The following is a 20,520-nucleotide window of genomic DNA, read 5'->3' on the forward strand; positions in this document are numbered from 1 at the left end:
GGTTGAGTGGCTCCATCCTTCGGCATGGGCCGGAACAACAGGCAAAGGCGCTGGCGCGGCGCGGCTCGGAATGTCCTTGCCGGGTGTGCAACGCGGCGGCTTCAGGCTCGGGTGGGTGGAGAGATCATGAAGGCACAGGTCAAGCCGCGCATTAATCTGGAAGGCCGCACGGCGCTGGAAACGGTGATTCCGCTCGCCACCCCGTTCGTGGTGTTCGTGGATCCCGCCAGCGCGTGCAATTTCCAGTGCACCTTCTGCCCCACCGGCCATCGCGATCTGATCCGCGAGACCGGCCGCTACCAGGGCGCCATGAAGTTCGAGGTGTTCACCAAGATCATCGACGATCTCGGCGCCTTCGACGACAAGATCAAGGTGCTGCGCATGTACAAGGACGGCGAGCCGTTCCTGAACCGGCGCCTTGCCGACATGATCGCCTATGCCAAGGCGAGCGGGCACGTGGACTATATCGACACCACCACCAACGGCACTTTCCTGAGCCCCGAACGGCTCGCGCCGGTGATCGCGGCGGGGCTCGACAAGATCAACATTTCGGTCGACGGCATGACGGCCGAGCAATATCGGCGCTTCACCGGCTTCGATTTCGATTTCGAGGCCTTCGTGGCCAATGTGAAATGGCTCTATGCCAACAAGGGCCAGTGCGAGGTCGTCATCAAAATCCCCGGCGAACTGATCACCGAGGCGCAGCGGGATGAATTCTACGAGACCTTCGGCGATCATTGCGACCGCATCTTCATCGAGAATTTCGCCCCCTGCTGGCCGGATTTCGACGTGGAAGCGCGCAGCGGGGTCAAGATCACCGGCGGCATCTACCAGCAGCCGGTCGGCGAGACCGATACCTGCCCCTATATCTTCTACGGCTATTCCGTGAATGCGGACGGGCAGGTCAGCTCCTGCTTCCTCGATTGGGGCCGCAAGCTGATCATCGGCGACGTGCGCCAATCGTCCATGAAGGAGATCTGGACCTCCGAGACGATGAACGCGCTGCGGCTCCAGCATCTGGAGGGCAAGCGCCGCGAGAATGGCGTGTGCCACGGCTGCGGCCAGCTCAGCCATTGCCTGCCGGACACGATCGACGCCCATCGCCCGCAGATCCTTAAGACCTTCAAGGCGAAGATGAAATTGAACCCCGCCGTCGCCGCGCCCGGCGGGCGTCCCGCGCGCCTGCCGGTGGCGGCGGAATGAACGTCCTCCACATCGCCCCCCATTTGGGCGGCGGCGTGGGGAAGGCGCATGCCGCGCTGGCCGAAACGGCCTTGGGCCGCGCGGACGGGGCGGATCCGGGCGCCGTCCGGCACCGGTTCGTCCTGCTCGAACCCCCGCGCGACACGCACTTCGTGGACCGCGTGCGCGCCGCCGGCTGTCCCGTCGCGATCGCGCCGGAGCCGCGCGAAATGGCCCGCCTGGTGGCGGATGCGGATATCGTGCAGGTGGAATGGTGGAACCATCCGCGCCTCTATGCCCTGCTGGCGGCGAACGCGCTGCCGGCCATGCGCCTGGCGCTGTGGGTACATATTTCCGGGCTGGCGCCGCCCCTGATCCCGGCCCGGCTCGCGGAACTCGCGGACAAGGTTCTGTTCACCTCGCCCTGCTCGCTGAAGGCGGACAATCTCGCGGCGGCGCTCGCGGCGCGGCCGCAGGCGTTCGGCGTGGTGAACAGCGGGTTCGGCTTCGATGCCCCGCCGCGCCCGCGCCATGCGGCGCCAAAGGTGCGGATCGGCTATCTCGGCACGCTGGATTTCATCAAGCTGCATCCCGGCTTCTTCGACATGGTCGATGCGGTGACCGGCGACATCCGGGTTTCGCTCTGGGGCACGCTGGATCCCGCCGGCGAGGTGGCGGCGCGGGCGGCGGCGATGCGCCATCCTGAGCGCGTGCGGTTCGAGGGCTATGCGTCCGACCCGCGCGCGGAGCTCGGCGCGCTCGACCTGTTCTTGTATCCGCTCAATCCGCAGCATTACGGCACCGGCGAGAACGCGCTTGTGGAGGCCATGTCGGTCGGCGCGGTGCCACTGGTCTGGGACAATCCGGCGGAGACGGCCATCGTTTCGCACGATCGCAACGGCTTCGTCGCGAAGAGCCTTCAGGCCGGCGCGGCGCTGATCGAGCGGGCCGCCTGTAATCCCCAGCGGCTGCTGCGCATGGGCGCGGTGGGCGCGCGGGACATGGCGCGTACGCACGCTCCCGCCGCATCCCTGCGCCTGTTCGCGCGCCATTATGCCGAGCTGATGGGGGAGCCCCGCCGCCATCGGGATTTCGCCGGTCCCCTCGGCACCGACGGGCGGGCCTGGTTCCTCTCCACCTTGCGCCCGCACACGGACGGGCCGGAGGGCGCGGATACGGGCGCGTCGCGCTTCTTCTGCGCCCGTGCCGCCAAGGGAAGCCTCGGGCATTTCCGGGGCTGCCTGCCTGATGATCCCAGCCTGAACGCCCTCGGCGCGGCGTGAGGCCCGGCGGTCCTGCTCAGCCGAGCAGGATGCCGCCCTGCAACTCGCGCTCGCTCACGATCAGCCCCGGCAGATAGCCGTCGTCGAGAAAGCGCTGGCGCGCGTCTTCATTGCGAATGAACACAAGGCTGGAGCGCTTGGCCGCCGGATCGAGAGTGGGCACCGCCGGACTCACCAGGATGCGCCGCTCCAGCCCCATTTCCCGCAGCAGGCCGGCGACTGACTGGCCATCCTCGACCCCGTCGAGCTGGATCCGGTCCAGCCCCGCGATGCCGTTGGCGAGCCGCGCCAGGGTCTGGGCGAGGATCAGCAGCGGCAGCTTCTCGATCTGGTCGATCATGCCGACCCCCTTGGGGTCGAGATAATGGATGCGGCAGATCAGTTCATAGGCCCGCAGGAAATCGCCGCGCCCCAGCCAGAGCCGCAGCGCCACCCGCATGCGGGTCTCGACGAAGATGTCGATCATGTCGCGGAAGGCACGCTTGTGCTCCAGGCTCAGCGTGGTGCCGGCGCGGCGCAGCAGGGCATAGACGAAATATTCGAGCCCGCCGCGATAGCTGTCCCAATCGCTCATGGTCTGCTCGTGACCGGCCTGGACGCGCTCGGCCACCGGGCTTGCGGTGACGGAGCGATAATAATGCTTGCGGCGGAACGCCACCGGCCCGTGTTGCACCACATGGGCAAGATAGCTGAACGCCCAATAGCAGAAGCGCGCGTCGCTGGAGATGTCGCGCACCGCATCCGCTCGATAGATCACCGTTTCCGGGAAGATATGGGTGTTGATGATGTGCCCGAGCAGATCCAGTTCCTGGCCGGGATGGATGATGAAATCCTCCGGCAGGTCGAAGAACATCGGCCCCGGCTGCTTGGTGACGTCGTCATAGAGTTCCCACGGCGTATAGCAGGCGCGGATCTCGGGATTGGCGCGCAGATAGTCGATGGTTTCCGCCAGCGCCGGGGCATCGATCAGGTCGTCGTCGGCGAGATACATGACATAGCGCCCGCGCGCGCGGCGGAACGCGGTCATCAGGTTCGGCATGCCGCCCTTGTTTTCTTCCTGCCGGAAGTAGGACAGCGCAAGCCCGCCCTGCTGGTGCCGGGCGACGACCTCCGCCGTGTCGTCGGTGGAGGCATTGTCCGAGACCACGACCTCGAAGGGGAAGGCGAAGGCGCAGTCGCGGGCGAGGCTGGTCAGCAGATAATCCAGGAACGGCGCGCGGTTATAGGTCGGAATGCACAGGCTGAGGATGGGCTGGTCGCAGGCGTCGGCGGGCGCATCTGCCGGCCGGGTCGCGGGCGCGGCGAGGCTCAGGTGTCCGGGAAAATTCATAAGCTTAGCTCCCGCGCCGAGGCGTCCTTGGAGGAGATGATGCGGGGGACGGCGGGCCAGGCGATGTCAAAGGCCGGATCGTCCCAGCGGAACGTGCGCGCAAGGCCGGCATCGTAGGTCTGCGACATCTGATAAAAGACCTCGCAGCCCGGCTCCAGGGTCAGGAAACCGTGCGCGACCCCTTCGGGAATATAGATCGCGTTGCGGCGCGCGGAATCGAGCTCAAGCCCGGTCCAGGCAAGGTAAGTGGGAGAGGCCGGGCGCAGATCCACGGCAACATCGAACACCCGTCCGCGCGTGGCCCGCACCAGCTTCGCTTCCCCCTTGGGCTCCATTTGCAGATGCATCCCCCGCAAGGTGCCGCAATGGGGGTTCCAAGATGTGCTCGCCTGGGGAAAAGAAGTCGCGAGCCCATGGGCGGCGAAGGAATCAATGCAGAAGGTACGCGCGAACAGGCCGCGCGCATCGGTGTGCGGGTTCACATGCACATGCATGACGCCGGCAATGCCGGTGGGCGTGATCCTCATGGCAGGACCGCGAGATCCGGTACCGCCACCACGAAGCGTCCGCCCCAGTCGCGCACCAGGGCGTTGGTGGCCATCACCTCGTTCTTGATGTTCCAGGGCAGGATCAGCACGAAATCCGGCTTCGTCTGGGCCAGCTTTTCCGGCGCATGGATGGGCAGGTGGCTGCCCGGCAGCAGATGGCCTTGCTTGTGGGGATTGCGGTCCACCACATAGTCGATCTGGTCTGGTCCGACGCCGCAGAAATTCAGCAGCGTGTTGCCCTTGGCGGCGGCGCCATAGGCCACGACGTGCTTGCCTTCATTATGTGCCTGATGAAGGAAAGCGTGGAGCCCGGCCCGGATCGGCGCGATGCGCTCCTGGAAGCTGTCGTAGACCGCGTCCGCGTCGAAGCCGGCGGCGGCTTCGTCCGCGCGCACCTTGGCGACGCCGGTCGTCTCGGCATGGGCATGGGAGGCGGCCGGACAGGCCAGCACCCGCAGGCTCCCGCCATGGGTCGGCCATTCCTGAACGTCGAAGACTTTCAGCTTGTGCGCGGCGAAGATCTTCTCCACCGCCAGCAGCGACAGATAATAGAAATGCTCGTGATAAATGGTGTCGAACTGCACGCTTTCGATGAGCCGCAGCAGATGGGGAAATTCGACGCTCACCACCCCGTCCGCCTTCACCAGGCGCGCGAGACCGGCGACGAAATCATTGATGTCCGGCACATGGGCCAGCACGTTGTTGGCGACCAGCAGGTCGGCGCGATGGCCGCGCGCGGCAAGGCCCACGGCCACGTCCGCGCCGAAGAAGCGGGTTTCTGTGGGTACGCCCGCCGCGCGCGCCGCCTGCGCCACGTTCGCGGCCGGCTCGATGCCGAGGGCGGGGATGCCGGCGGCGATGAAATGGCGCAGCAAATAGCCGTCATTGCTCGCCACCTCCACCACCTGCGACGCGCGGGTCAGGCCGAAGCGCGCGGTGGCGTATGTGGCAAACCGCTGGGCGTGGGCCACCCAAGAGTCGCTATAGGAGGAGAAATAGGCGTAGTCGCTGAAGATCTCCTTCGGCTCCACGAAGGCGTCCGCCTGGACCAGCCGGCAGGACGGGCACACACTGGCGCGCAGGGGATAGCGCGCCTCCTTCGCGCCGCGTCGGCTTTCCAGCACGTAGGAATTGGCCAGCGGCATTTCGCCGAGATCGACGAAGCGCTGGCGCAGCGGCGTGTCGCAGAAGCGGCAATGTCCGGGCTTCATGGGCGAAAATCCTCATGGCAGGCGATCTGCGCGGGGCAGGAAACGCGCAGGCCGGCGCGCAGGTCGGCGCGTATTTCGGTGAGCGCTGTCGGGGTGCGGGAAATGTTGGCGATCCGGGTGAGCGCGTCCCGCCCGCGCGGCGGCGTCCGGCGGCCGCTCCAGGCGCGGGTCACGGCCACACCTTCCAGGGCGCCTGGCCCGAGGCCCACATCTCGTCGAGATGGATGCGCTCGCGCAACGTGTCCATGGGGCGCCAGAAGCCGTCGTGGGAATAGGCGGCGAGCTGGCCACGGGCCACCAGGGCTTCCAGCGGCGTGTTCTCCCAGGTGGTGTCGTCGCCCTCGATCAGGTCCAGCACTTCGGGTTGCAGCACGAAGAAGCCTGCATTGACCCGCTGATTGCCGGCCGAAGGCTTTTCCACGAAGGCCGAGACGCGTTCTCCCTCCAGATTGACCATGCCGAACCGTCCGGGCGGGGCCACCGTGCACATGGTGGCAAGCAGGCCATGCCGGCGATGGAAGGCGATTTCGGCCGCGATATCCACGTTGCCGACGCCGTCGCCATAGGTCAGGCAGAAGGTTTCGCCGGGATCGAGATAGTCGCGCACCCGCTTCAGCCGGCCGCCGGTCATGGTATCGAGCCCGGTGTCGACGATGCTGACGCGCCAGTCGGGCTTGCTGCACTGGTGATAGTGAATTTTATGCTGTGCCAGGTCGACCGTGATGTCGGAATGGTGCAGCACCAGATTGGCGAAGTATTCCTTGATCTGATAGCCCTTGTAGCCCGCGCAGACGATGAAGTCCTTGCAGCCGAAATGGGCGTAGATGCTCATGATGTGCCAGAGGATCGGCTTCTCGCCGATCTCCACCAGGGGCTTGGGGCGCACGCTGGTTTCTTCCGCGAGCCGCGAGCCGCGGCCGCCGGCGAGGATGACGACCTTCATTCCGCCCTTCCTCGGCCCGTACCCGGTGCACGGGTGCGGCCTTCAGCCTTGGTCGGGGGTCTCCTGGAGATCACGTGCATATGGGCCTCCGCCAGCCGGTCAATCGGATGACGGATGGCAGATAAGGCCCGATGGCTTGTGCGAGGCTGGAGCAGCAGGGCTGGAACGGCGGGGCTTGGCGGCCCGCCGCTCCAGGTGTTCAGGCGCTCAGCGGATCACGCCGTTGGCGGCCAGCGCTTCCAGCTCCGGCGCGCCATAGCCGAGCCGCTCGGCCAGCAGGGTGGCGCTGGAGGATCCGAGCCCCGGCGGCATGCGGCGCACCGGCACGCGTTCCCCATCGAGCCGGTACGGCGGCGCGAGGACCTGGGCGCTGGTCTCGCCGTCTTCCTCGGTGTGCGGGACATCCTGCGCCTGGACCACGAGGCCGGCCGCGCGGGCACGCTCGGAGGTGAGCGCCGTATGCAGGCCCAAGACCTCGCCGCAGGGAATGCCCGCTTCCTCCAGGCGCGTCAGCAGCTCCGGCCGGTGCCAGCGGGAGAGCTCCTCTTCCACCAGGGGGATCAGGATCGCCCGGTTGCGCGCCCGGTCGAGATTGGTGGCGAAGCGCGGATCCTCGAACAGGTCCATGCGCTGAATGACGTTTTCGCAGAAGCGTCGGTATTGGGCATTGTTGCCCACCGTCATCACGATCGGCCCGTCCAGGGTGGGGAACACCCCATAGGGCACGATGGAGGGATGGGCATTGCCCACCGGCGGCAGGTCCGCCTGCCGCGCCAGGGCTTCCAGGCCGTAATAGGAGGTCAGGGCGATGCCGCAATCATAGAGCGCGAGTTCCACCTCGCGGCCCTTGCCGGTGCGCTCGCGGGCGTAGAGGGCGGCGAGCACCGCCTGGGCGGCATATTGGCCGGTGAACAGGTCCACCGCCGCGACGCCGAACTTCAGCGGCGGCCGGCCGGGCTCGCCATTGAGCGCCATCAGCCCGGTTTCGCCCTGCACCACGAGATCATAGCCCGGTCGGCTCGCCTCCGGCCCGCGGGAATCATAGCCGGCGATGGAGCAATAGATCAGGCGCGGGTTCTCGGCGCGGAGCTGCGCGTAGCCGAGCCCGAGCTTTTCGGCGCCGCCGGTCTTGAAATTCTGCACCACCACGTCGCTGTCCCGCGCCAGCGCCTTGACGATGGCGAGCCCTTCCGGGGTTGCGAGATCGATGCCGATGGAGCGCTTGTTGCGGTTCACGCTGTCGAAATAGGAGGTATTGGACCCTGCGGTGCGCACGCCCCAGTCCCGCGTATCGTCGCCGCGGCTGGGATGCTCCACCTTGATCACGTCGGCGCCGAGATCGCCGAGCACCATGGCGCACCATGGCCCCGCGAGGATGCGCGACAGGTCGAGAACCTTGATGCCCTCAAGCGGCAACGCGCCGCGCTCCTCTGCGCTCATCTGCCAACTCCGTGCGTGACCCTGCGCCTGAGGCGCACCCCCCTTCCACCAGTTTCCGGGGGCTCAGTTCAAGCACGAAATGCGCGCGGCCCGCGCATTCAGTGTGGCGCGGGCGCGCGGCGGGTGAAGATGTCGGCGAGGCGAGCGCCATCCGCCGCGCGGGTGAGCACGCACCAGTGCAACAGGTGGTCGCCTTGCGTCCGCTGCGCCTTGACCGCGATGCGCACTGCGTCCCCAATCTCCACGTTGGAATGGAACACCATGTCCCGCGCCACCGTGAACAGGCCGGCGGGGGCCTCCATCGCCTCCCATTCGGCGCGGTCCACGAACGCCTGGAAGGACGCGAAATACAGAAAGTCGGCGCCGTTGAAATCCTGCGCCGGGCAGGGGCGGACGGTGAGCGCGATGCCGCTCTCCCCGCCCGCGTTCGCAAAGCCGAAATGCTGCGCGAACCCTCCGGCGCGGATGGTGGCGGCAAGCGCGGCGGTGCCGGCGAGGCCCGGCTTGGCCGCCGGTGCGGAAAAGCCCGAGAGACCGACCCGCGCCAAGGCCCGGTTTCGCCCCTTCTCCTTGCGCTTCACGAACACGGACGTCATTTCGACGCTACCCATGGGGATGCCGTCGCGCAGCAATTCGTGCCGGCTGGCGAACTGGGTGCGGGAGATGCGCTCCAGGCGCGAGCGCAGCACGAGGCTGTCATGCTCGCGGAAGGCGCCCAGCGCCGCGTCCGTAACCTGCACCGCGATGAAGGCGGCGTAGACGGTGGCGCCGTCGGCATCGCGGAAATCCGGCACTTCGCGCCCGGCACCACGGGCGAGCAGCAGCCAGTGGCGATGCCCCAATTCCTTCAGCAGCCAGGTTTCCGAAAGCCCGCCATAGGCGAGATGCGGCATGCCGAGGCGGATCGGCTCGGCCAGCGGGTCGCTCGCGCGGAAGGTGGGCAGGGACAGGCCGGCCGGCAGGAAGCTGGCGGCGGAGGGTAGGCGGAAGGCGAGGCTCATGAGGGGTCTCCGTGCCGCGTCGCTCACACCGCCACGTCTAATTTCACCGGCCCGCGCCGCCGCACGCCGAGATGCTCGCCGATGCGCGCGGCAAGATAGGCGGCATCGCGCCCGACCCCGACGAACCGCCCCGAGCCCCAGGAATGCAGCCACGGCAGGCCGAGCACATAGAGCCCGTCCATGCTGGTGACGCCGCGCGTGTGGGTGGGATAGCCCGCGCCGTCGAACACCGGCAGATCCACCCACGACCAGTCGGAATGAAAGCCGGTGGCCCAGATCACCGACGTGATGCCCGCGGCCACGGGATCAAGCTCGCGCACCGGCGCGCCCGGCTGCCAGAGCGGGCTGTAATTAGCGCCCGCCGGCGCCTCGATCTTGTTCTCGGCGATGTGCTTGTCGATCAGGCCGCAGATGCCGTTATAGACCGCGTCGGCGGAATCGAGATTCTGCTTGAGGTCGTCGCGGAATTGCAGGCGCCCGCCGCTGATCGCCTCCAGCCGGCTGTAGAGCTTCATGCCTTCCAGGGCGAAGCGGCGCAAATCGATGTCGCGCCCGCCGTCGCGGCCGGTGAGATAATGGTTCGCCTTCTTGCGCACCTTCTCCTTCAGCGGATGGTTCTCCACCGGCAGGTCGTATTGGCCGAGGTCCGCCAGCCAATCCACGCTGTCGCGGCCGCGATAGACGCGCGGGCAGCGGGGCGCGCTGCCGACGATGAGATGCACCTTGCGTCCCGCCAGATGCAGGTCTTCCGCGATCTGGCAGCCAGATTGGCCAGAGCCCACCACCAGCACCTCGCCTTCGGGCAATTGGCCGGGGTGGCGATATTTGGAGGAATGCACCTGGACGATGCTTTCCGGCAGGCGCTCGCCCATGCGCGGCACGTTCGGCACATGATAGCCGCCCACCGCCAGCACCACCGCGCCGGCGGTCACGGCGCCGTCGGCGGTCTCGACCAGGAAGCGGCCGTCGTCCTGCCGCGACAGGCGGTTGACGCCGACGCCCTCGCGCACCGGGGCGGCGATGCGTTTTGCGTAATCCTCCACATAGGCGACGATCTCGTCGCGCTTCATGAAGCCGTCGGGGTCGCGGCCGGGATAGTCGTAGCCGGGCAGTTTGCATTGCCAGTTGGGCGTGACCAGGCAAAAACTATCCCACCTCTGGTCGCGCCAGGCGTGGGCGACGCGGTTCTTCTCATAGATCACATGGTCGATGCCGCTTTCGCTCAGATAAGAGCTGGCGGAGAGGCCGGCCTGTCCGCCGCCGATGATGACGACGCTGTGGTGGGGAAGGGGGGGGGTGGTCATGGAGGCTCCGATCAGTCTTCGAAGGCGTCGATGCTGACGCGGGCGTCGGGGTGGTTTGAAAAGGCGCTGCCGGTGGCCTCGATGCGGGCGAGCTGGCCGAGCGCAAGCGAACAGGGCATTCCGTATTTCGCCCGCACCCGCTCGCTGGCGGTGGTGAGGGCTTCGCGGCTCTTCGCAAGGAAATCGGCGAGCGCATAGCTTTCGCCGGGGGCGAAATGGTCCTTGATGACGAGGGAGGGCGAATAGCAGGCCTCCTTCGTCCCGTCGGGCCAGCGGATGTGGAAGCGCATTTCAGGCATGGATCGGCTCCGGATCGGTGGGCGCCAGAAGCTGGGCATAGGCGGCAAGGTGGGCCTGCGCCGTTGCGGCCCAGTCGTGGCGGGCGGCGATGCGCGTGCCATTGGCGATGAGGCGCGCGCGGGTGGCGGGATCGCGCGTCTGCGCGAGCGCGTCGGCGATGGAGCCGACGTCCAGCGGGTCGCACCAGGCGACATCTTCGGCGCCGAGATATTCGGTGAAGGGCGCGATGCGCGCGGTCACCACCGGCACGCCGCTCGCCATGGCCTCGAGCACCACGAGGCCGAAGCCTTCCTTCAGCGAGGGGAAGGCGAGCGTGTCGGCGATGCGATAGAGCGCCGGCATGTCCTCTTGCGCCAGCGGGCCGGTGCGGATGACGGCGCCCTGCGGCAGCGTGTGCTGTTCCAAAGCAAGCGCGAAGGCGTGCTGCTCGCTGTGGTGGTCCAGCAGCGAGGCGCCGCCCGCGATCACCAATTGCGCCGTGGGAATTTCAGCGCGGACGCGCGCGAAGGCTTCCAGCAGCCGCACGCTGTTCTTGCGCCCCTCCACCCCGCCGACGGCCAGGAAGATCGGCCCCGCGCCGAGGGCGAAGCGCGCGCGCAAGGCGTCCTCCCGCCCATCGGGCACGGGCGAGAAGCGCGCGGTGTCGACGCCGTTGCCAACGATATCGGCGCGCCGGCCGAGCTTCTGGAAAAGCGCCTGCTGCCAGGTGCGGCTCACCACCAGCAGGCGGTCGGCGTGCACCATGGCGCGGGTCTGAAGCTCCATCAGCGCGCGATCGGCGAAGGTGTCCACATGGTGCACCGTGCGGGCGAAGGCGCGGATAAGGCCACGTTCTTTCAGGGTCGCCAGCGCATTACCGGAAATGCCGTCCTGGGCGTGAAAGATATCGAAGGCGCGGTGCGCCGTCGCCTCGAAATGGCGGACATAATCCGCGACGCGGATGCGCACCATTTCCGTCATGTCCGTCCCCACGGGAGAGGCGGAGATGCTCAGCGTGCGGCACAGGGTTTCGCGGAAGAAGCCGGTTCCCTTCGCGTCGGGGGCATGCACGACCACCTGATGGCCGAGGCGCGCCAGCGCATCGCCCAGTTCCAGCGCATGCACCACGCCGCCGCGCGGATTGGTGGAATGTGCGAGCAGCGCGATGCGCAGGGGACGGTCGGGCGGGAGAAGGTGCGCGTTCATGAGGCGATTTCCAGCGGCGCGCAGCCGATGAGCGGGCTTCTCGCGAAATCCCAGATCACTTCGCGCGTCCCGAACTGGTTCAGCGCCACCTCGCCGCCCGCGACGGCGGTGCCGATGGCGGCGGCGGAAATTCCGCGCGCGGTAAAGCGGGCAATCACCTCCGCCGCGTCGGGCGGGGCGACGCTGAGCAGATAGCCGAAGCTCGGAAAGCTCAGCAGCCAGCGCGTCAGGTCCACACCCTCGGGGTGGGGGATGGCGGCAAGCTCGATCTCAAGGCCGATGCCGGAACATTCCGCCAGCATGGCGGCGGTGCCGATCATGCCCGCCTGGCTGATGTCCTTGGCGGCGCGCGACAGCCCGGCTTCCGCGATCTGCGGCAGCAACTCGATGTCGCCGCGCAGGCGGGCGGGCGGCGCATCGGTGGCCGCTTCCCAATTGGAGAAGGGCTCGCGATAGCGCCCGCGCAGGTCCACGGCGGCAATCAGCGTTTCGCCCGGCTTGGCATCGAAGGAGGTCAGCAGCTTCTTCGCCCGCCCGAGGATGGCGACGGAAAGCTGGCCGTTGTCGTTCTTCAGATTGGAATGGCCGCCCACCAGCGGCACGCCGAACGCCTGCGCGGCCGCGCGCAGCCCTTCCAGCACCGGGGCGGCGCCGTCCTCTCCATCGGCCCATATCGCATCCACAATGGCGATTGGACGGCCGCCCATGGCCGCGACGTCCGAGATGTTCACCATCGCCCCGCACCAGCCGGCGAACCAGGGATCGCCGGCCACGAACGCGTTCATGAAGCCTTCGATGGCCAGCAGCAGGAATTCATCGCCGTCCGGGATCGCCGCGCAATCATCGCCCACCGGCACGGCGGAGGCGGAGAGGCCGAGCCGCGCCGCCACCGCGCCGATGTCGCGCTTGGCGGCAAGTCCGGCACTCGCGCGCAGACGTCCGGCAAGTTCGGCGAAGGCGCGGATCTCGATCATGACGCGGCCCGCCGGGGCAAGGCGACGAAGCCGGTCGCGCCGCTGGAGACGGGCGGGTAATAGGCAAGGTCCGCCTCCATGCGATGATGGGGCCGGCCGTGCAGATCGAATTCCGCCACGCTGCGCCAGCGCATGCGGCGGAACAGCAGCAGATTCTGCGCCTGCACATTGGCGAGGAACTTCACGCATCCCTGCGCATGGGCGGTGGACACCGCGAGGCGGATGAGCGACGCGCCGAGCGCGCCCACCTTGCGATAGTCTTCCGCCACCGCGAGCCGCGAGCCCCACCACACGCCGGGGGTCTCCTCGTGGATGCGCACCGTGCCCACCACGTCGTGCGCCGCGATGCCGAGGAAGGACACCGCGACGATGGGCGTCGCCACAGCGTCGATGGCGTCGCGATCGTCCGTGCCGAACAGGCCCTGTTCGCCGCAGAACACGGTGCGGCGCAGGCGGGCGGCGCCCGCGCGCTCCCAGGCCTCGGTCGCGTGCTTCACCTGGAATTCGGATGCGAGGAACGGCTTGAACGGCTCGAACATCACGCGCAGCCTCCCCGCTCATAGGTGGAGAGCGCCGAGCAGGCGCCGCACTTGCCGCAGCCGGCCTTGATGTCCACGGACTTCAGCCCGCTCTCCACCAGCATGCGGGCGAGCGGCTTCAGGATCGCGTGCATGAAGGCGGGCGCGGGGGTGGGGTGGCTTTCCAGCGGCGTGCCGGAAATGGGCACGAACGGCACCACGAAGGGATAGACTCCCATCGCCACCAGCCGCGCGCACATGGCGAGGATGTCTTCGACGCTGTCGCCCAGCCCGGCGAGGATATAGGTCGAGACCTGCCCGCGCCCGAACACCGGCACGGCGGCCTCGAAGGCGGAGAAATAACGCTCCAGCGAGACTTGCGCCTTCCCGGGCATGATGCGTTCGCGCACGCCTTGCGTGACCGCCTCCAGATGCATGCCGAGCGCATCGACGCCGGCGTCCCGCAGGCGGGCGAACCAGGCATCGTCGTCCGGCGGCTCGCACTGCGCCTGTATCGGCAGGTTCACGGCCGCCTTCACCGCCGCCGCGCTCTCGGTGAGGATAGCGGCGCCGCGATCCTTGCCCGGCGGGGTGCCGGTGGTCATCACCATGTGCTTCACGCCGTCCAATTCCACGGCGGCCTTCGCCACCTCGGCGAGCTGCGCCGGGGTCTTTCTTTCGATGGTGCGCCCCGCCGCCAGCGACTGGCCGATGGCGCAGAACTGGCAGGTCTTGGTGCGGCTTTGAAAGCGGATGCAGCTTTGCAGCACCGTGGTGGCCAGCACGTCGCGCCCGTGCAGCACGGCGATCTTGGAATAGGGCACGCCGTCCGCCGTCACGCGGTCGTAGAAGCGCGGGCGCATCGGGAAGTTCACGTCGGCGATCGGCACGCCGTCGCGGGTGATGCGGCTGTTGCCGAAGGCGTCCGGCTTTTCCACCAGATAAGGGCTCTCGAAGGCCGGCGCGGTGTGCACCGGCACCATCACGGTCATGCCGTCGAGGGTGAGCGCCTTGTGGTCGGACGGGCCCGCCCCGCCGCGCCGGCTCTCCGCGCCGGCCTTCGGATCAACGAGCCTTGCCCCCAAGGACTGCAATTCGTTGATCAATTGCGCCGTCTGAAGGGGCGCCATGGCGGCGGAATGGGGCATCGTCTGTTTCATCGCTGGCGCTCCCGAAGGCGGGGAAAGACGAAAAATCGGCGGCCACATGCGAAACCGTGTGCATGGGCACGGCGGGCCGGTTGTCGAGAATGAGGCTGAGCAGTTCGGGTCGGGCGTAATGGCCCACGCTATCCATCATCCGCTTGCGCTTGGTGATCAGCGCGAGGTCGATGTCGGCCACTAGAATGCCCTCGCCCGAGGTGAGCGGGGGCACCACATGGGCGCCCTCCGGGGAGATGATCGCGGTCATGCAGCCGCCGGTGAGGCCCTTGCGGAGCTTTTCGTCCGGCGAGATGCGGGCGATCTGCTCCTCCGTCAGCCAGCCGGTGGCATTCACCACGAAGCAGCCGCTCTCCAAGGCGTGGTGGCGGATGGTGACTTCGATCTGGTCGGCAAAGATCGGCCCCACGAGCGAGCCGGGGAATTGCGCGACATGGATTTCCTCGTGCTGCGCCATCAGGGCATAGCGGGCGAGGGGGTTGTAATGCTCCCAGCAGGCCAGCGCCCCGACCCGGCCGACAGCGGTGTCGACCACCTTGAGGCCGGCACCGTCGCCCTGGCCCCAGATCATGCGCTCGTGGAAGGTCGGGGTGAGCTTGCGCCGCTTCAGCAGCAACGCGCCGTCGGCATCGAAGATGAGCTGGGCATTGTAGAGCGAGCCATGGTCGCGCTCGTTCACGCCCAACACCACCACGATGGCATGCCGCTTCGCTGCGGCGGCCACCGCGTGGGTCACCGGGCCGGGAACGACCACGGCGTTTTCATAGAGGCGAAGATGCTCGGCGCCCGTGAGCACCGGCGGGTGCACGAAGGAGAAATAGGGATACCAAGGCAGGAAGGTTTCGGGGAAAACCACCAGCCCGGCGCCCTTTTCCGCCGCCTCCGCGATGGCGGCGAGGACGCGGTTCAGCGTGCCCTCCAGGGTGTCGAGGTCGGGCGCGATCTGCACCGCGGCCACGCGAACCTTGGTCTCTTTCGGCATCTTCGCCTCCATCGTTCTTAGGTCGAGACCGGGCCTCAGAGGGTCCAGGCCTCAGAGGGTCCAGGCCTCAGAGGGTCCAGGCCTCAGAGGGTCCAAGTGTCGAGGATGAAGGCGTTGTCCCGGCGGTGGAGCAGCACCAGGTCCAGCACGTCCAGCGGGCTGATGGGGGTGATGCCGGGGATCAGCGAAGGTTCGCCATGGCCGTAGAGGGCCTGGAGCGCGAAGCGGCAGGCATAGACCTTGCCGCCCTCTTCCATGAATTTGGTGATCTGGTTGTTGAAATTCTGATGGCCGGGGAAAGCCTCGTCGCCGAGCTTGGGGAAGCCGCGCTGCACGCCCAGCGTCACGCCGGGGCCATAGAGCAGGATCGAGGTCTCGAAGCCCTTGCGCTTGAGGCGGGTGGCCTGGAGCAGATTGACGAAGCCGATGGAGCCTTCGAACGCCACGGTGTGGAAGGTCACGAGCGCCTTCTCGCCGGGCAGGGCTTTGACGTCCTCGAACTTCTTGTCCTCGTAATCGACGAAGAAATCACCCTTCTGGTGGGCGGGGGCGGTCACGGCGGGCATGCGGAACTCCTCGTTGGGTGGGCCCCTTGGCGTGCGGGGCTGACGAGGAGATTTGCAATCAATGTGCCAATTTGGCTGTTTTTTGAAACAGTCAATAATATCAGCGATACACAGTCAATTATACATTCAATTACGAGATCTGCGGTGCGCGCCCGATGATTAAGCCCTGGGCGATCTGCGCAACATGCAGGCGTCGCATGCACAAAAGTCCAGCAAGCACAAGGCTCGGGCCTAGCCGTAAAATCCGCCCTCCCGGAACATCCCGGAGGTGACAAGGCCATGATGCAACACTATACAGTCAATTTCTGGGGGACGCAAAAGCATCGCGTCGCGGCACGAAGGATTGAAGACGCATCGCCATGGTTGACTGGACGCCGGACCTGACGCGCAGCGACAAGCCGCGCTATCTCGCCATCGCCGACATCATCGCCGAAGACATCCGCGCAGGTCGCCTGTCCGTGGGCGATCGCCTGCCGCCCCAGCGCAAGCTGGCGGATCGGCTGGCGGTGGATTTCACCACCGTGGCGCGCGGCTATGTGGAGGCGCAGAAGCGCGGTCTCGTGGAATCGCGCGTCGGACAAGGCACGTTCGTGCGCGCCCCGATCCGCCCGGCGCCCGCTCCGGTGCGCCACAACCGGCCCGAGCCGGCCGATCTTTCCATGAACCTCCCGCCCGAGCCGGACGATCCGGAGCTGATCGCGCGCATGCAGGACGGCGTGGCGCAGGTGAGCCGCGATCTCGTCTCCCTGCTGCGCTACCAGGGCTTCGGCGGCGCGCCTGCCGACAAGGACGCCGCCTCCGCCTGGCTCAGCCGGCGCGGGCTGGTACCGGCGCAGGAACGCATCTTCGTCACCCCCGGCGCCCATTCCGCGCTCATGGGCATTTTGGGCCTGCTGGCGAAGCCCGGCGATACCGTTCTGTGCGAGAGCCTGACCTATCCCGGCACGCGCTCGATTGCGGCCCAACTCGGCCTGCGCCTCGCCGGTCTGCCGATGGATCGCGAGGGCATCGATCCCGACGCGTTCGCGGACGCCTGCACGCGGCTCGCGCCGAAGGCGCTCTATCTCAATCCCACGCTTCAGAACCCCACCACGCTGACCATCCCCGAAAGCCGGCGCGCGGCCATCGCGTCGGTGGCCCGGCGCTTCAGCGTGCCGATCGTGGAGGATGACGCCTATGGCTTCATCCCGGTGCAGCGCATCGCCCCGTTCGCGGCGCTGGCGCCGGACATCACGTGGCATATCGCCGGCCTTGCCAAATGCATCGGCGCCGGCCTGCGCGCGGCTTATGTGCTGGTACCGGATGTGCGCTCCGGCTGGCCGTTCGCCGCCGCGATCCGCGCCGCCAATGTCATGGCCTCGCCGCTCACCGTGGCGCTGGCCACCCGCTGGATCGAGGACGGCACGGCCGATTCCATCCTGCGCTTCATCCGCGCCGAGACCGCCGCCCGCCAGACCTTGGCGGCGCAGATCTTGCCCGCCGGCACGTTCCGCGCCGATCCTTTGAGCTTCAATCTCTGGATCGAACTGCCCGAGCCCTGGACCCGCTCGGCCTTCGTCGGGCACATGCGCTCCACCGGCATCGGCATCGTGGCAAGCGACGCCTTCGCCGCCGACGGCAATCCCCCGGAAGCCGCGCGGGTGTGCCTGGGCGGGCCGGTCAGTCGCGAGAAGGTGCGCGGCGCGCTCGAATACATGGCCCATGCCTTGAGCCACTCGCCGGAGCATGCTTCGACCGTGTTGTGAGGCGCTTCATCCGCGCCGCTTGCAGCCCGCGCCGAGCCGGTAGAGCCGCGCGTCGGGCCGGCGCGCCACGGTGCCGACTTGCGGGCTGCTGAGCGCCCCGGTGATGGCGAAGGGATAGCCGAGGTCGTTTTCCTTGCCATCGAGCGGGCGCGGCTCGGCATAGATGTTGATGGTGTTGCGCGGCAGATCGATGGTGCCGCGCCCGACCACGCGCACATGGTCGGTCTCGATCACCACTGCCGGCGCGGTGCGCGCCACCCCGGCGGTGAAGGATAGGGGCGCGCTGACGCAGCGCAGCGCCGTGCTGTCACTGCGCACCGCCTCGTTGAACAGGCCGGCGATGATGCCGAGGCCGGCGAGGTCCAGCTTGCCGGTGGCAAGCCGCCCGCCCGTCAGGCCCACCGAGAGCGTGCCGTTCAGCGTGCGCAGCAGGGCGGCGTCGGACGTGGGATCCACGGACATGTCGAAGGCGAGCTTCAACCGCCCCTGGGTGGCGAAGCCCACGTTGGATGCATTGAGGAAGGTGGAGAGCGGCCAGCCTTCCACCGTGCCCTTGGCCCGCACCAGGGTTGGGGTGGCCGTCAGGTCGCTCTGCACCGCCGCCTTGATGTGTCCGCCCATGTAGGAGGCGCTGAACGGATCGAGCCGCGCCATGCCCTTGTCGAGGGTGAGCCGGGCCTTGAGGCCGCTCGCGGTGTCGCCGGCGCTGTTCAGCCGGTTGGCGGAAATGTCGAGATCGAGATCGACGAGCCGCGCCAAATCGATCTCGGACTCGACCTGCGGGTCGATCGGCGCGCTGGTTTTTGCCTGCGTGGCGGTGCTGCCGCGGCGGGCACGATCCGCCTCCACCGCGTCGCGCGAGGCTTCCGCCAGCGCGGTGAGTTCGTCCACATAGACCAGCGGGGAGGCAAGCTTGCCCTCGAACAGGGTGCGGCCCGGCCCGAGCGTGCTGGAAAGAACGCCGGTAATCTCGGTGCGCCCAAGGCTGGCCTTGCCCTCCGCCTTGAGGCTTTCCGCGCTGGCCGAGAGCATGCCCGAGAAGGTGACCCGCGCATTGGACGAGGAAGAGGCCCCCATCTGCGCCGCGAAGGCGCCAAAATCCGGGATCGCGAAGGTGCTGGCGAGGCGGATCTCGTGGGGCGCGCGCGGGCCGGCGGCGTCATCGCGCACCAGCGAGAGCGTGCCGCTCATGACATTGCTGTCGGTGATCCGGCCGTCCAGCGCATCGACGCCGATGGTGCCGTCGGTGTCGGACACATCGAGCGTGCCCACGATCCGGCCGAGCCCGGTGCCCGGTGCCGTCAGCAGATCCGCCACCGGCAGGTCCACCGCGCCGGACAGGACCAGCCCGTCCAGCTCCAGCACGTCGTCCACCGTGCCCTTGAGACGGAAAACCGGGTGATCGCGCGGCCCGGCCTGGAGCGCGATGTCGCGCAGGCGCACCTGCCCCTTAGCCGTGCGTTCCACCGCCCCCACGGAGATCGGCCCCACCTCGCGGATCGACTGCTCGAAGGCATTGGTCTGGATCAGCATGTCGCGCAGCACCAGCTTGTCGAGGTCGCCTTCCAGGAAGCCGGACAGGCCGGTGATCACGATGTCCCGCAGGCCGTTCGCCACCGGCGGCGTGGTGCCGGGCGCGAGCAGGTCCGAGCGGAAGGAGAGCGACAGGCCTGTGCCCGCCTCCAGGTCCGCGAGGGCGCCGGTGATGGTCAGGGTTTCGCCCTCGGCCAGGGTGGCGGCGAAGGACATGTCCCTGACCGCGAGCGCCCCGGGATCGCCGGCCAAAGTGAAATCGAGCCGCGCCGTGCCATCCTCGGCCCGCGCCAGCGAAACCAATTGCAGCAAGTCGCCGATGCTGGCGGAGCGCGCCGCCACCTGGAGCGCGATGTCCCGGTCGAACGCCGCCGAGGCCGCCGAGCCGGCAAGATCCAGGCTGAGCCCATGGGTGACCAGGGCGATCTGGGTGCCGAACCGCCCGTCCGCCGGCTTCGCTTCGCGATCGAGCGTGCCGTTGAGCGTCACCTTCTCCCCGTTATAGCTGCCGCTCGCCGAGAGGCGCTGGGCGCCGGCAACCGAATCATAGGTGCTGGAAAGGCTGTCCACCCGCAAAGCGAAGTTCCAGCCCTGGGGATCGTTCGCCTCTTCCAGCAGCAGGTCGCGGATCTCCACCGTGGGCACCGCCGTCAGCACGCCGACGATGCGGGCACTAACCGGGCGGGAGGTGGGATCGTCGCTGTCCAGCGGGGCATCGGCGGGGGGCAGGTCGGCGTGCGTCGTACCCGTGCCGGCGGCGCCTCCCGCAGCGCTGCCGGAGGTTGGACGCGAGGCCATCGGCAAAAGGACGCGCACGCCCTCCACCTCCGCCGCGTCCACCGAAAGGCCTCCCAGCAGTGCGGTATAATCGGCGAGGGTGAGCGCGACCGTCTCCAGATGCAGCTCCACCCCGGCGCCGGCCAGGTCCAGCACCGTGACGTCGCCGAGGCGGGCGGTGAAGCGGGGCAACAGATCCACCGTCACCGCGCCGCGCACCTCCACATCCGGGCCAAGCGTGGCGCGCAGGAAACGTTCCGCCAGATCCTGCCGTCGTGCGGAAAAGCCGGCCAGTTGGGTGAGGGCCACCACGCCGGCCATGGCCACAAGCAGGGCCGCCACCGTGATGGCCGCGAGCCTCACCAGCCAACGCATCCAATCCCCCCTGTTCGTTGACGCAGCGCGCCATCCTCTTGTGCGATGCCCCTTGTGTCACGCTTTTGGGATCGCCGTCACCTGCGCGCCGCCCCATGGGAAGGGTGCGCTTTGCCCGCGCCCGTGGCACCATGAGAGACGCGAAACCGCGTGCGGGAGATGC

19 protein-coding genes are annotated in these 20,520 nt (G+C 67.9%); 3 read left to right on the forward strand and 16 right to left on the reverse strand.

Going from position 1 to position 20,520, the window contains the following annotated elements:
* Nucleotides 1–126 precede the first annotated feature (126 nt).
* Together V5G24_RS01690 and V5G24_RS01695 are read left to right on the forward strand one after the other, a co-directional pair.
* Entirely contained in the window at nt 127–1,203 is a 1,077-nt protein-coding gene (locus V5G24_RS01690; protein WP_394078930.1) for a radical SAM/SPASM domain-containing protein, read from the forward strand.
* Nucleotides 1,200–2,465, forward strand: a complete 1,266-nt coding sequence (locus V5G24_RS01695) for a glycosyltransferase (protein WP_394078932.1) — start codon at nt 1,200–1,202, stop codon at nt 2,463–2,465. The genes V5G24_RS01690 and V5G24_RS01695 overlap by 4 nt, the downstream gene beginning before the upstream one ends.
* Nucleotides 2,466–2,481: 16 nt before the next feature.
* On the opposite strand, the gene V5G24_RS01700 is transcribed toward V5G24_RS01695, so the two are convergent.
* The 15 genes from V5G24_RS01700 to V5G24_RS01770 form a co-directional block, all read right to left on the reverse strand.
* A complete protein-coding gene (locus tag V5G24_RS01700; protein WP_394078934.1) occupies nt 2,482–3,795 on the reverse strand; it encodes a glycosyltransferase family 2 protein in 1,314 nt (437 codons plus the stop codon).
* Entirely contained in the window at nt 3,792–4,322 is a 531-nt protein-coding gene (locus V5G24_RS01705) for a dTDP-4-dehydrorhamnose 3,5-epimerase family protein (protein ID WP_394078936.1), read from the reverse strand. The genes V5G24_RS01700 and V5G24_RS01705 overlap by 4 nt, the downstream gene beginning before the upstream one ends.
* Nucleotides 4,319–5,554 (reverse strand): class I SAM-dependent methyltransferase, encoded by a 1,236-nt coding sequence (locus V5G24_RS01710; RefSeq protein WP_394078938.1) that lies wholly within the window; start codon nt 5,552–5,554, stop codon nt 4,319–4,321. Before V5G24_RS01710 ends, V5G24_RS01705 begins: the two co-directional genes overlap by 4 nt.
* A complete protein-coding gene (locus V5G24_RS01715; RefSeq protein ID WP_394078940.1) occupies nt 5,551–5,727 on the reverse strand; it encodes a hypothetical protein in 177 nt (58 codons plus the stop codon). The genes V5G24_RS01710 and V5G24_RS01715 overlap by 4 nt, the downstream gene beginning before the upstream one ends.
* Entirely contained in the window at nt 5,724–6,497 is a 774-nt protein-coding gene (gene rfbF, locus V5G24_RS01720; RefSeq protein ID WP_394078942.1) for a glucose-1-phosphate cytidylyltransferase, read from the reverse strand. The genes V5G24_RS01715 and rfbF overlap by 4 nt, the downstream gene beginning before the upstream one ends.
* A 207-nt stretch (nt 6,498–6,704) precedes the next feature.
* Nucleotides 6,705–7,937 (reverse strand): CaiB/BaiF CoA transferase family protein, encoded by a 1,233-nt coding sequence (locus V5G24_RS01725; protein ID WP_394078944.1) that lies wholly within the window; start codon nt 7,935–7,937, stop codon nt 6,705–6,707.
* A gap of 98 nt (nt 7,938–8,035) precedes the next feature.
* Nucleotides 8,036–8,938 carry a Pnap_2097 family protein gene (locus V5G24_RS01730; protein WP_394078946.1) on the reverse strand — a complete coding sequence of 301 codons (903 nt, stop codon included), beginning with the start codon at nt 8,936–8,938 and terminating at the stop codon, nt 8,036–8,038.
* Between the two features lie 23 nt (nt 8,939–8,961).
* Complete coding sequence (locus V5G24_RS01735; protein ID WP_394078948.1) at nt 8,962–10,242, reverse strand: MSMEG_0569 family flavin-dependent oxidoreductase; 1,281 nt, start codon at nt 10,240–10,242, stop codon at nt 8,962–8,964.
* Between the two features lie 11 nt (nt 10,243–10,253).
* On the reverse strand, nt 10,254–10,541 hold the full coding sequence (locus V5G24_RS01740; protein WP_394078950.1) for an MSMEG_0570 family nitrogen starvation response protein: 288 nt from the start codon (nt 10,539–10,541) through the stop codon (nt 10,254–10,256).
* Complete coding sequence (locus V5G24_RS01745) at nt 10,534–11,727, reverse strand: MSMEG_0565 family glycosyltransferase (protein ID WP_394078952.1); 1,194 nt, start codon at nt 11,725–11,727, stop codon at nt 10,534–10,536. The genes V5G24_RS01740 and V5G24_RS01745 overlap by 8 nt, the downstream gene beginning before the upstream one ends.
* Nucleotides 11,724–12,701, reverse strand: coding sequence for a sll0787 family AIR synthase-like protein (locus tag V5G24_RS01750; protein WP_394078954.1), 978 nt, complete (start codon nt 12,699–12,701; stop codon nt 11,724–11,726). The genes V5G24_RS01745 and V5G24_RS01750 overlap by 4 nt, the downstream gene beginning before the upstream one ends.
* The gene (locus V5G24_RS01755; protein ID WP_394078956.1) at nt 12,698–13,243 is read right to left on the reverse strand and encodes an MSMEG_0567/Sll0786 family nitrogen starvation N-acetyltransferase; all 546 of its coding nucleotides are present in this window, start codon (nt 13,241–13,243) and stop codon (nt 12,698–12,700) included. The genes V5G24_RS01750 and V5G24_RS01755 overlap by 4 nt, the downstream gene beginning before the upstream one ends.
* Nucleotides 13,240–14,379 (reverse strand): MSMEG_0568 family radical SAM protein, encoded by a 1,140-nt coding sequence (locus V5G24_RS01760; RefSeq protein WP_394078958.1) that lies wholly within the window; start codon nt 14,377–14,379, stop codon nt 13,240–13,242. The genes V5G24_RS01755 and V5G24_RS01760 overlap by 4 nt, the downstream gene beginning before the upstream one ends.
* Nucleotides 14,285–15,361, reverse strand: a complete 1,077-nt coding sequence (locus tag V5G24_RS01765; protein ID WP_394078960.1) for a Nit6803 family nitrilase — start codon at nt 15,359–15,361, stop codon at nt 14,285–14,287. The genes V5G24_RS01760 and V5G24_RS01765 overlap by 95 nt, the downstream gene beginning before the upstream one ends.
* A gap of 83 nt (nt 15,362–15,444) precedes the next feature.
* Nucleotides 15,445–15,927 carry an MSMEG_0572/Sll0783 family nitrogen starvation response protein gene (locus V5G24_RS01770; RefSeq protein WP_394067630.1) on the reverse strand — a complete coding sequence of 161 codons (483 nt, stop codon included), beginning with the start codon at nt 15,925–15,927 and terminating at the stop codon, nt 15,445–15,447.
* Nucleotides 15,928–16,286: 359 nt separating this feature from the next.
* On the opposite strand from V5G24_RS01770, the gene V5G24_RS01775 reads away from it, so the two are divergent.
* Nucleotides 16,287–17,672 carry an aminotransferase-like domain-containing protein gene (locus tag V5G24_RS01775; RefSeq protein ID WP_394078962.1) on the forward strand — a complete coding sequence of 462 codons (1,386 nt, stop codon included), beginning with the start codon at nt 16,287–16,289 and terminating at the stop codon, nt 17,670–17,672.
* A 6-nt stretch (nt 17,673–17,678) separates the two neighbouring features.
* On the opposite strand, the gene V5G24_RS01780 is transcribed toward V5G24_RS01775, so the two are convergent.
* Nucleotides 17,679–20,357: an AsmA family protein gene (locus V5G24_RS01780; protein WP_394078964.1), complete on the reverse strand. Its 2,679-nt coding sequence runs from the start codon at nt 20,355–20,357 to the stop codon at nt 17,679–17,681.
* Between the last annotated feature and the right edge of the window lie 163 nt (nt 20,358–20,520).

It is taken from the genome of Roseixanthobacter finlandensis (genome assembly GCF_043195105.2).
In the GTDB taxonomy this organism is placed as follows: Bacteria; Pseudomonadota; Alphaproteobacteria; order Rhizobiales; family Xanthobacteraceae; genus NCEH01.

Excerpts from the sequence above, each read along its gene's own strand:
- V5G24_RS01770 (WP_394067630.1), bottom strand. The coding sequence starts at position 15,927 with ATGCCCGCCGTGACCGCCCCCGCCCACCAGAAGGGTGATTTCTTCGTC.
- V5G24_RS01740 (WP_394078950.1), bottom strand. The coding sequence starts at position 10,541 with ATGCCTGAAATGCGCTTCCACATCCGCTGGCCCGACGGGACGAAGGAG.
- V5G24_RS01690 (WP_394078930.1), top strand. The coding sequence starts at position 127 with ATGAAGGCACAGGTCAAGCCGCGCATTAATCTGGAAGGCCGCACGGCG.
- V5G24_RS01745 (WP_394078952.1), bottom strand. The coding sequence starts at position 11,727 with ATGAACGCGCACCTTCTCCCGCCCGACCGTCCCCTGCGCATCGCGCTG.
- V5G24_RS01710 (WP_394078938.1), bottom strand. The coding sequence starts at position 5,554 with ATGAAGCCCGGACATTGCCGCTTCTGCGACACGCCGCTGCGCCAGCGC.
- V5G24_RS01780 (WP_394078964.1), bottom strand. The coding sequence starts at position 20,357 with ATGCGTTGGCTGGTGAGGCTCGCGGCCATCACGGTGGCGGCCCTGCTT.
- rfbF (WP_394078942.1), bottom strand. The coding sequence starts at position 6,497 with ATGAAGGTCGTCATCCTCGCCGGCGGCCGCGGCTCGCGGCTCGCGGAA.
- V5G24_RS01735 (WP_394078948.1), bottom strand. The coding sequence starts at position 10,242 with ATGACCACCCCCCCCCTTCCCCACCACAGCGTCGTCATCATCGGCGGC.
- V5G24_RS01765 (WP_394078960.1), bottom strand. The coding sequence starts at position 15,361 with ATGCCGAAAGAGACCAAGGTTCGCGTGGCCGCGGTGCAGATCGCGCCC.
- V5G24_RS01695 (WP_394078932.1), top strand. The coding sequence starts at position 1,200 with ATGAACGTCCTCCACATCGCCCCCCATTTGGGCGGCGGCGTGGGGAAG.
- V5G24_RS01700 (WP_394078934.1), bottom strand. The coding sequence starts at position 3,795 with ATGAATTTTCCCGGACACCTGAGCCTCGCCGCGCCCGCGACCCGGCCG.
- V5G24_RS01750 (WP_394078954.1), bottom strand. The coding sequence starts at position 12,701 with ATGATCGAGATCCGCGCCTTCGCCGAACTTGCCGGACGTCTGCGCGCG.
- V5G24_RS01705 (WP_394078936.1), bottom strand. The coding sequence starts at position 4,322 with ATGAGGATCACGCCCACCGGCATTGCCGGCGTCATGCATGTGCATGTG.
- V5G24_RS01730 (WP_394078946.1), bottom strand. The coding sequence starts at position 8,938 with ATGAGCCTCGCCTTCCGCCTACCCTCCGCCGCCAGCTTCCTGCCGGCC.
- V5G24_RS01725 (WP_394078944.1), bottom strand. The coding sequence starts at position 7,937 with ATGAGCGCAGAGGAGCGCGGCGCGTTGCCGCTTGAGGGCATCAAGGTT.
- V5G24_RS01760 (WP_394078958.1), bottom strand. The coding sequence starts at position 14,379 with ATGAAACAGACGATGCCCCATTCCGCCGCCATGGCGCCCCTTCAGACG.
- V5G24_RS01775 (WP_394078962.1), top strand. The coding sequence starts at position 16,287 with ATGGTTGACTGGACGCCGGACCTGACGCGCAGCGACAAGCCGCGCTAT.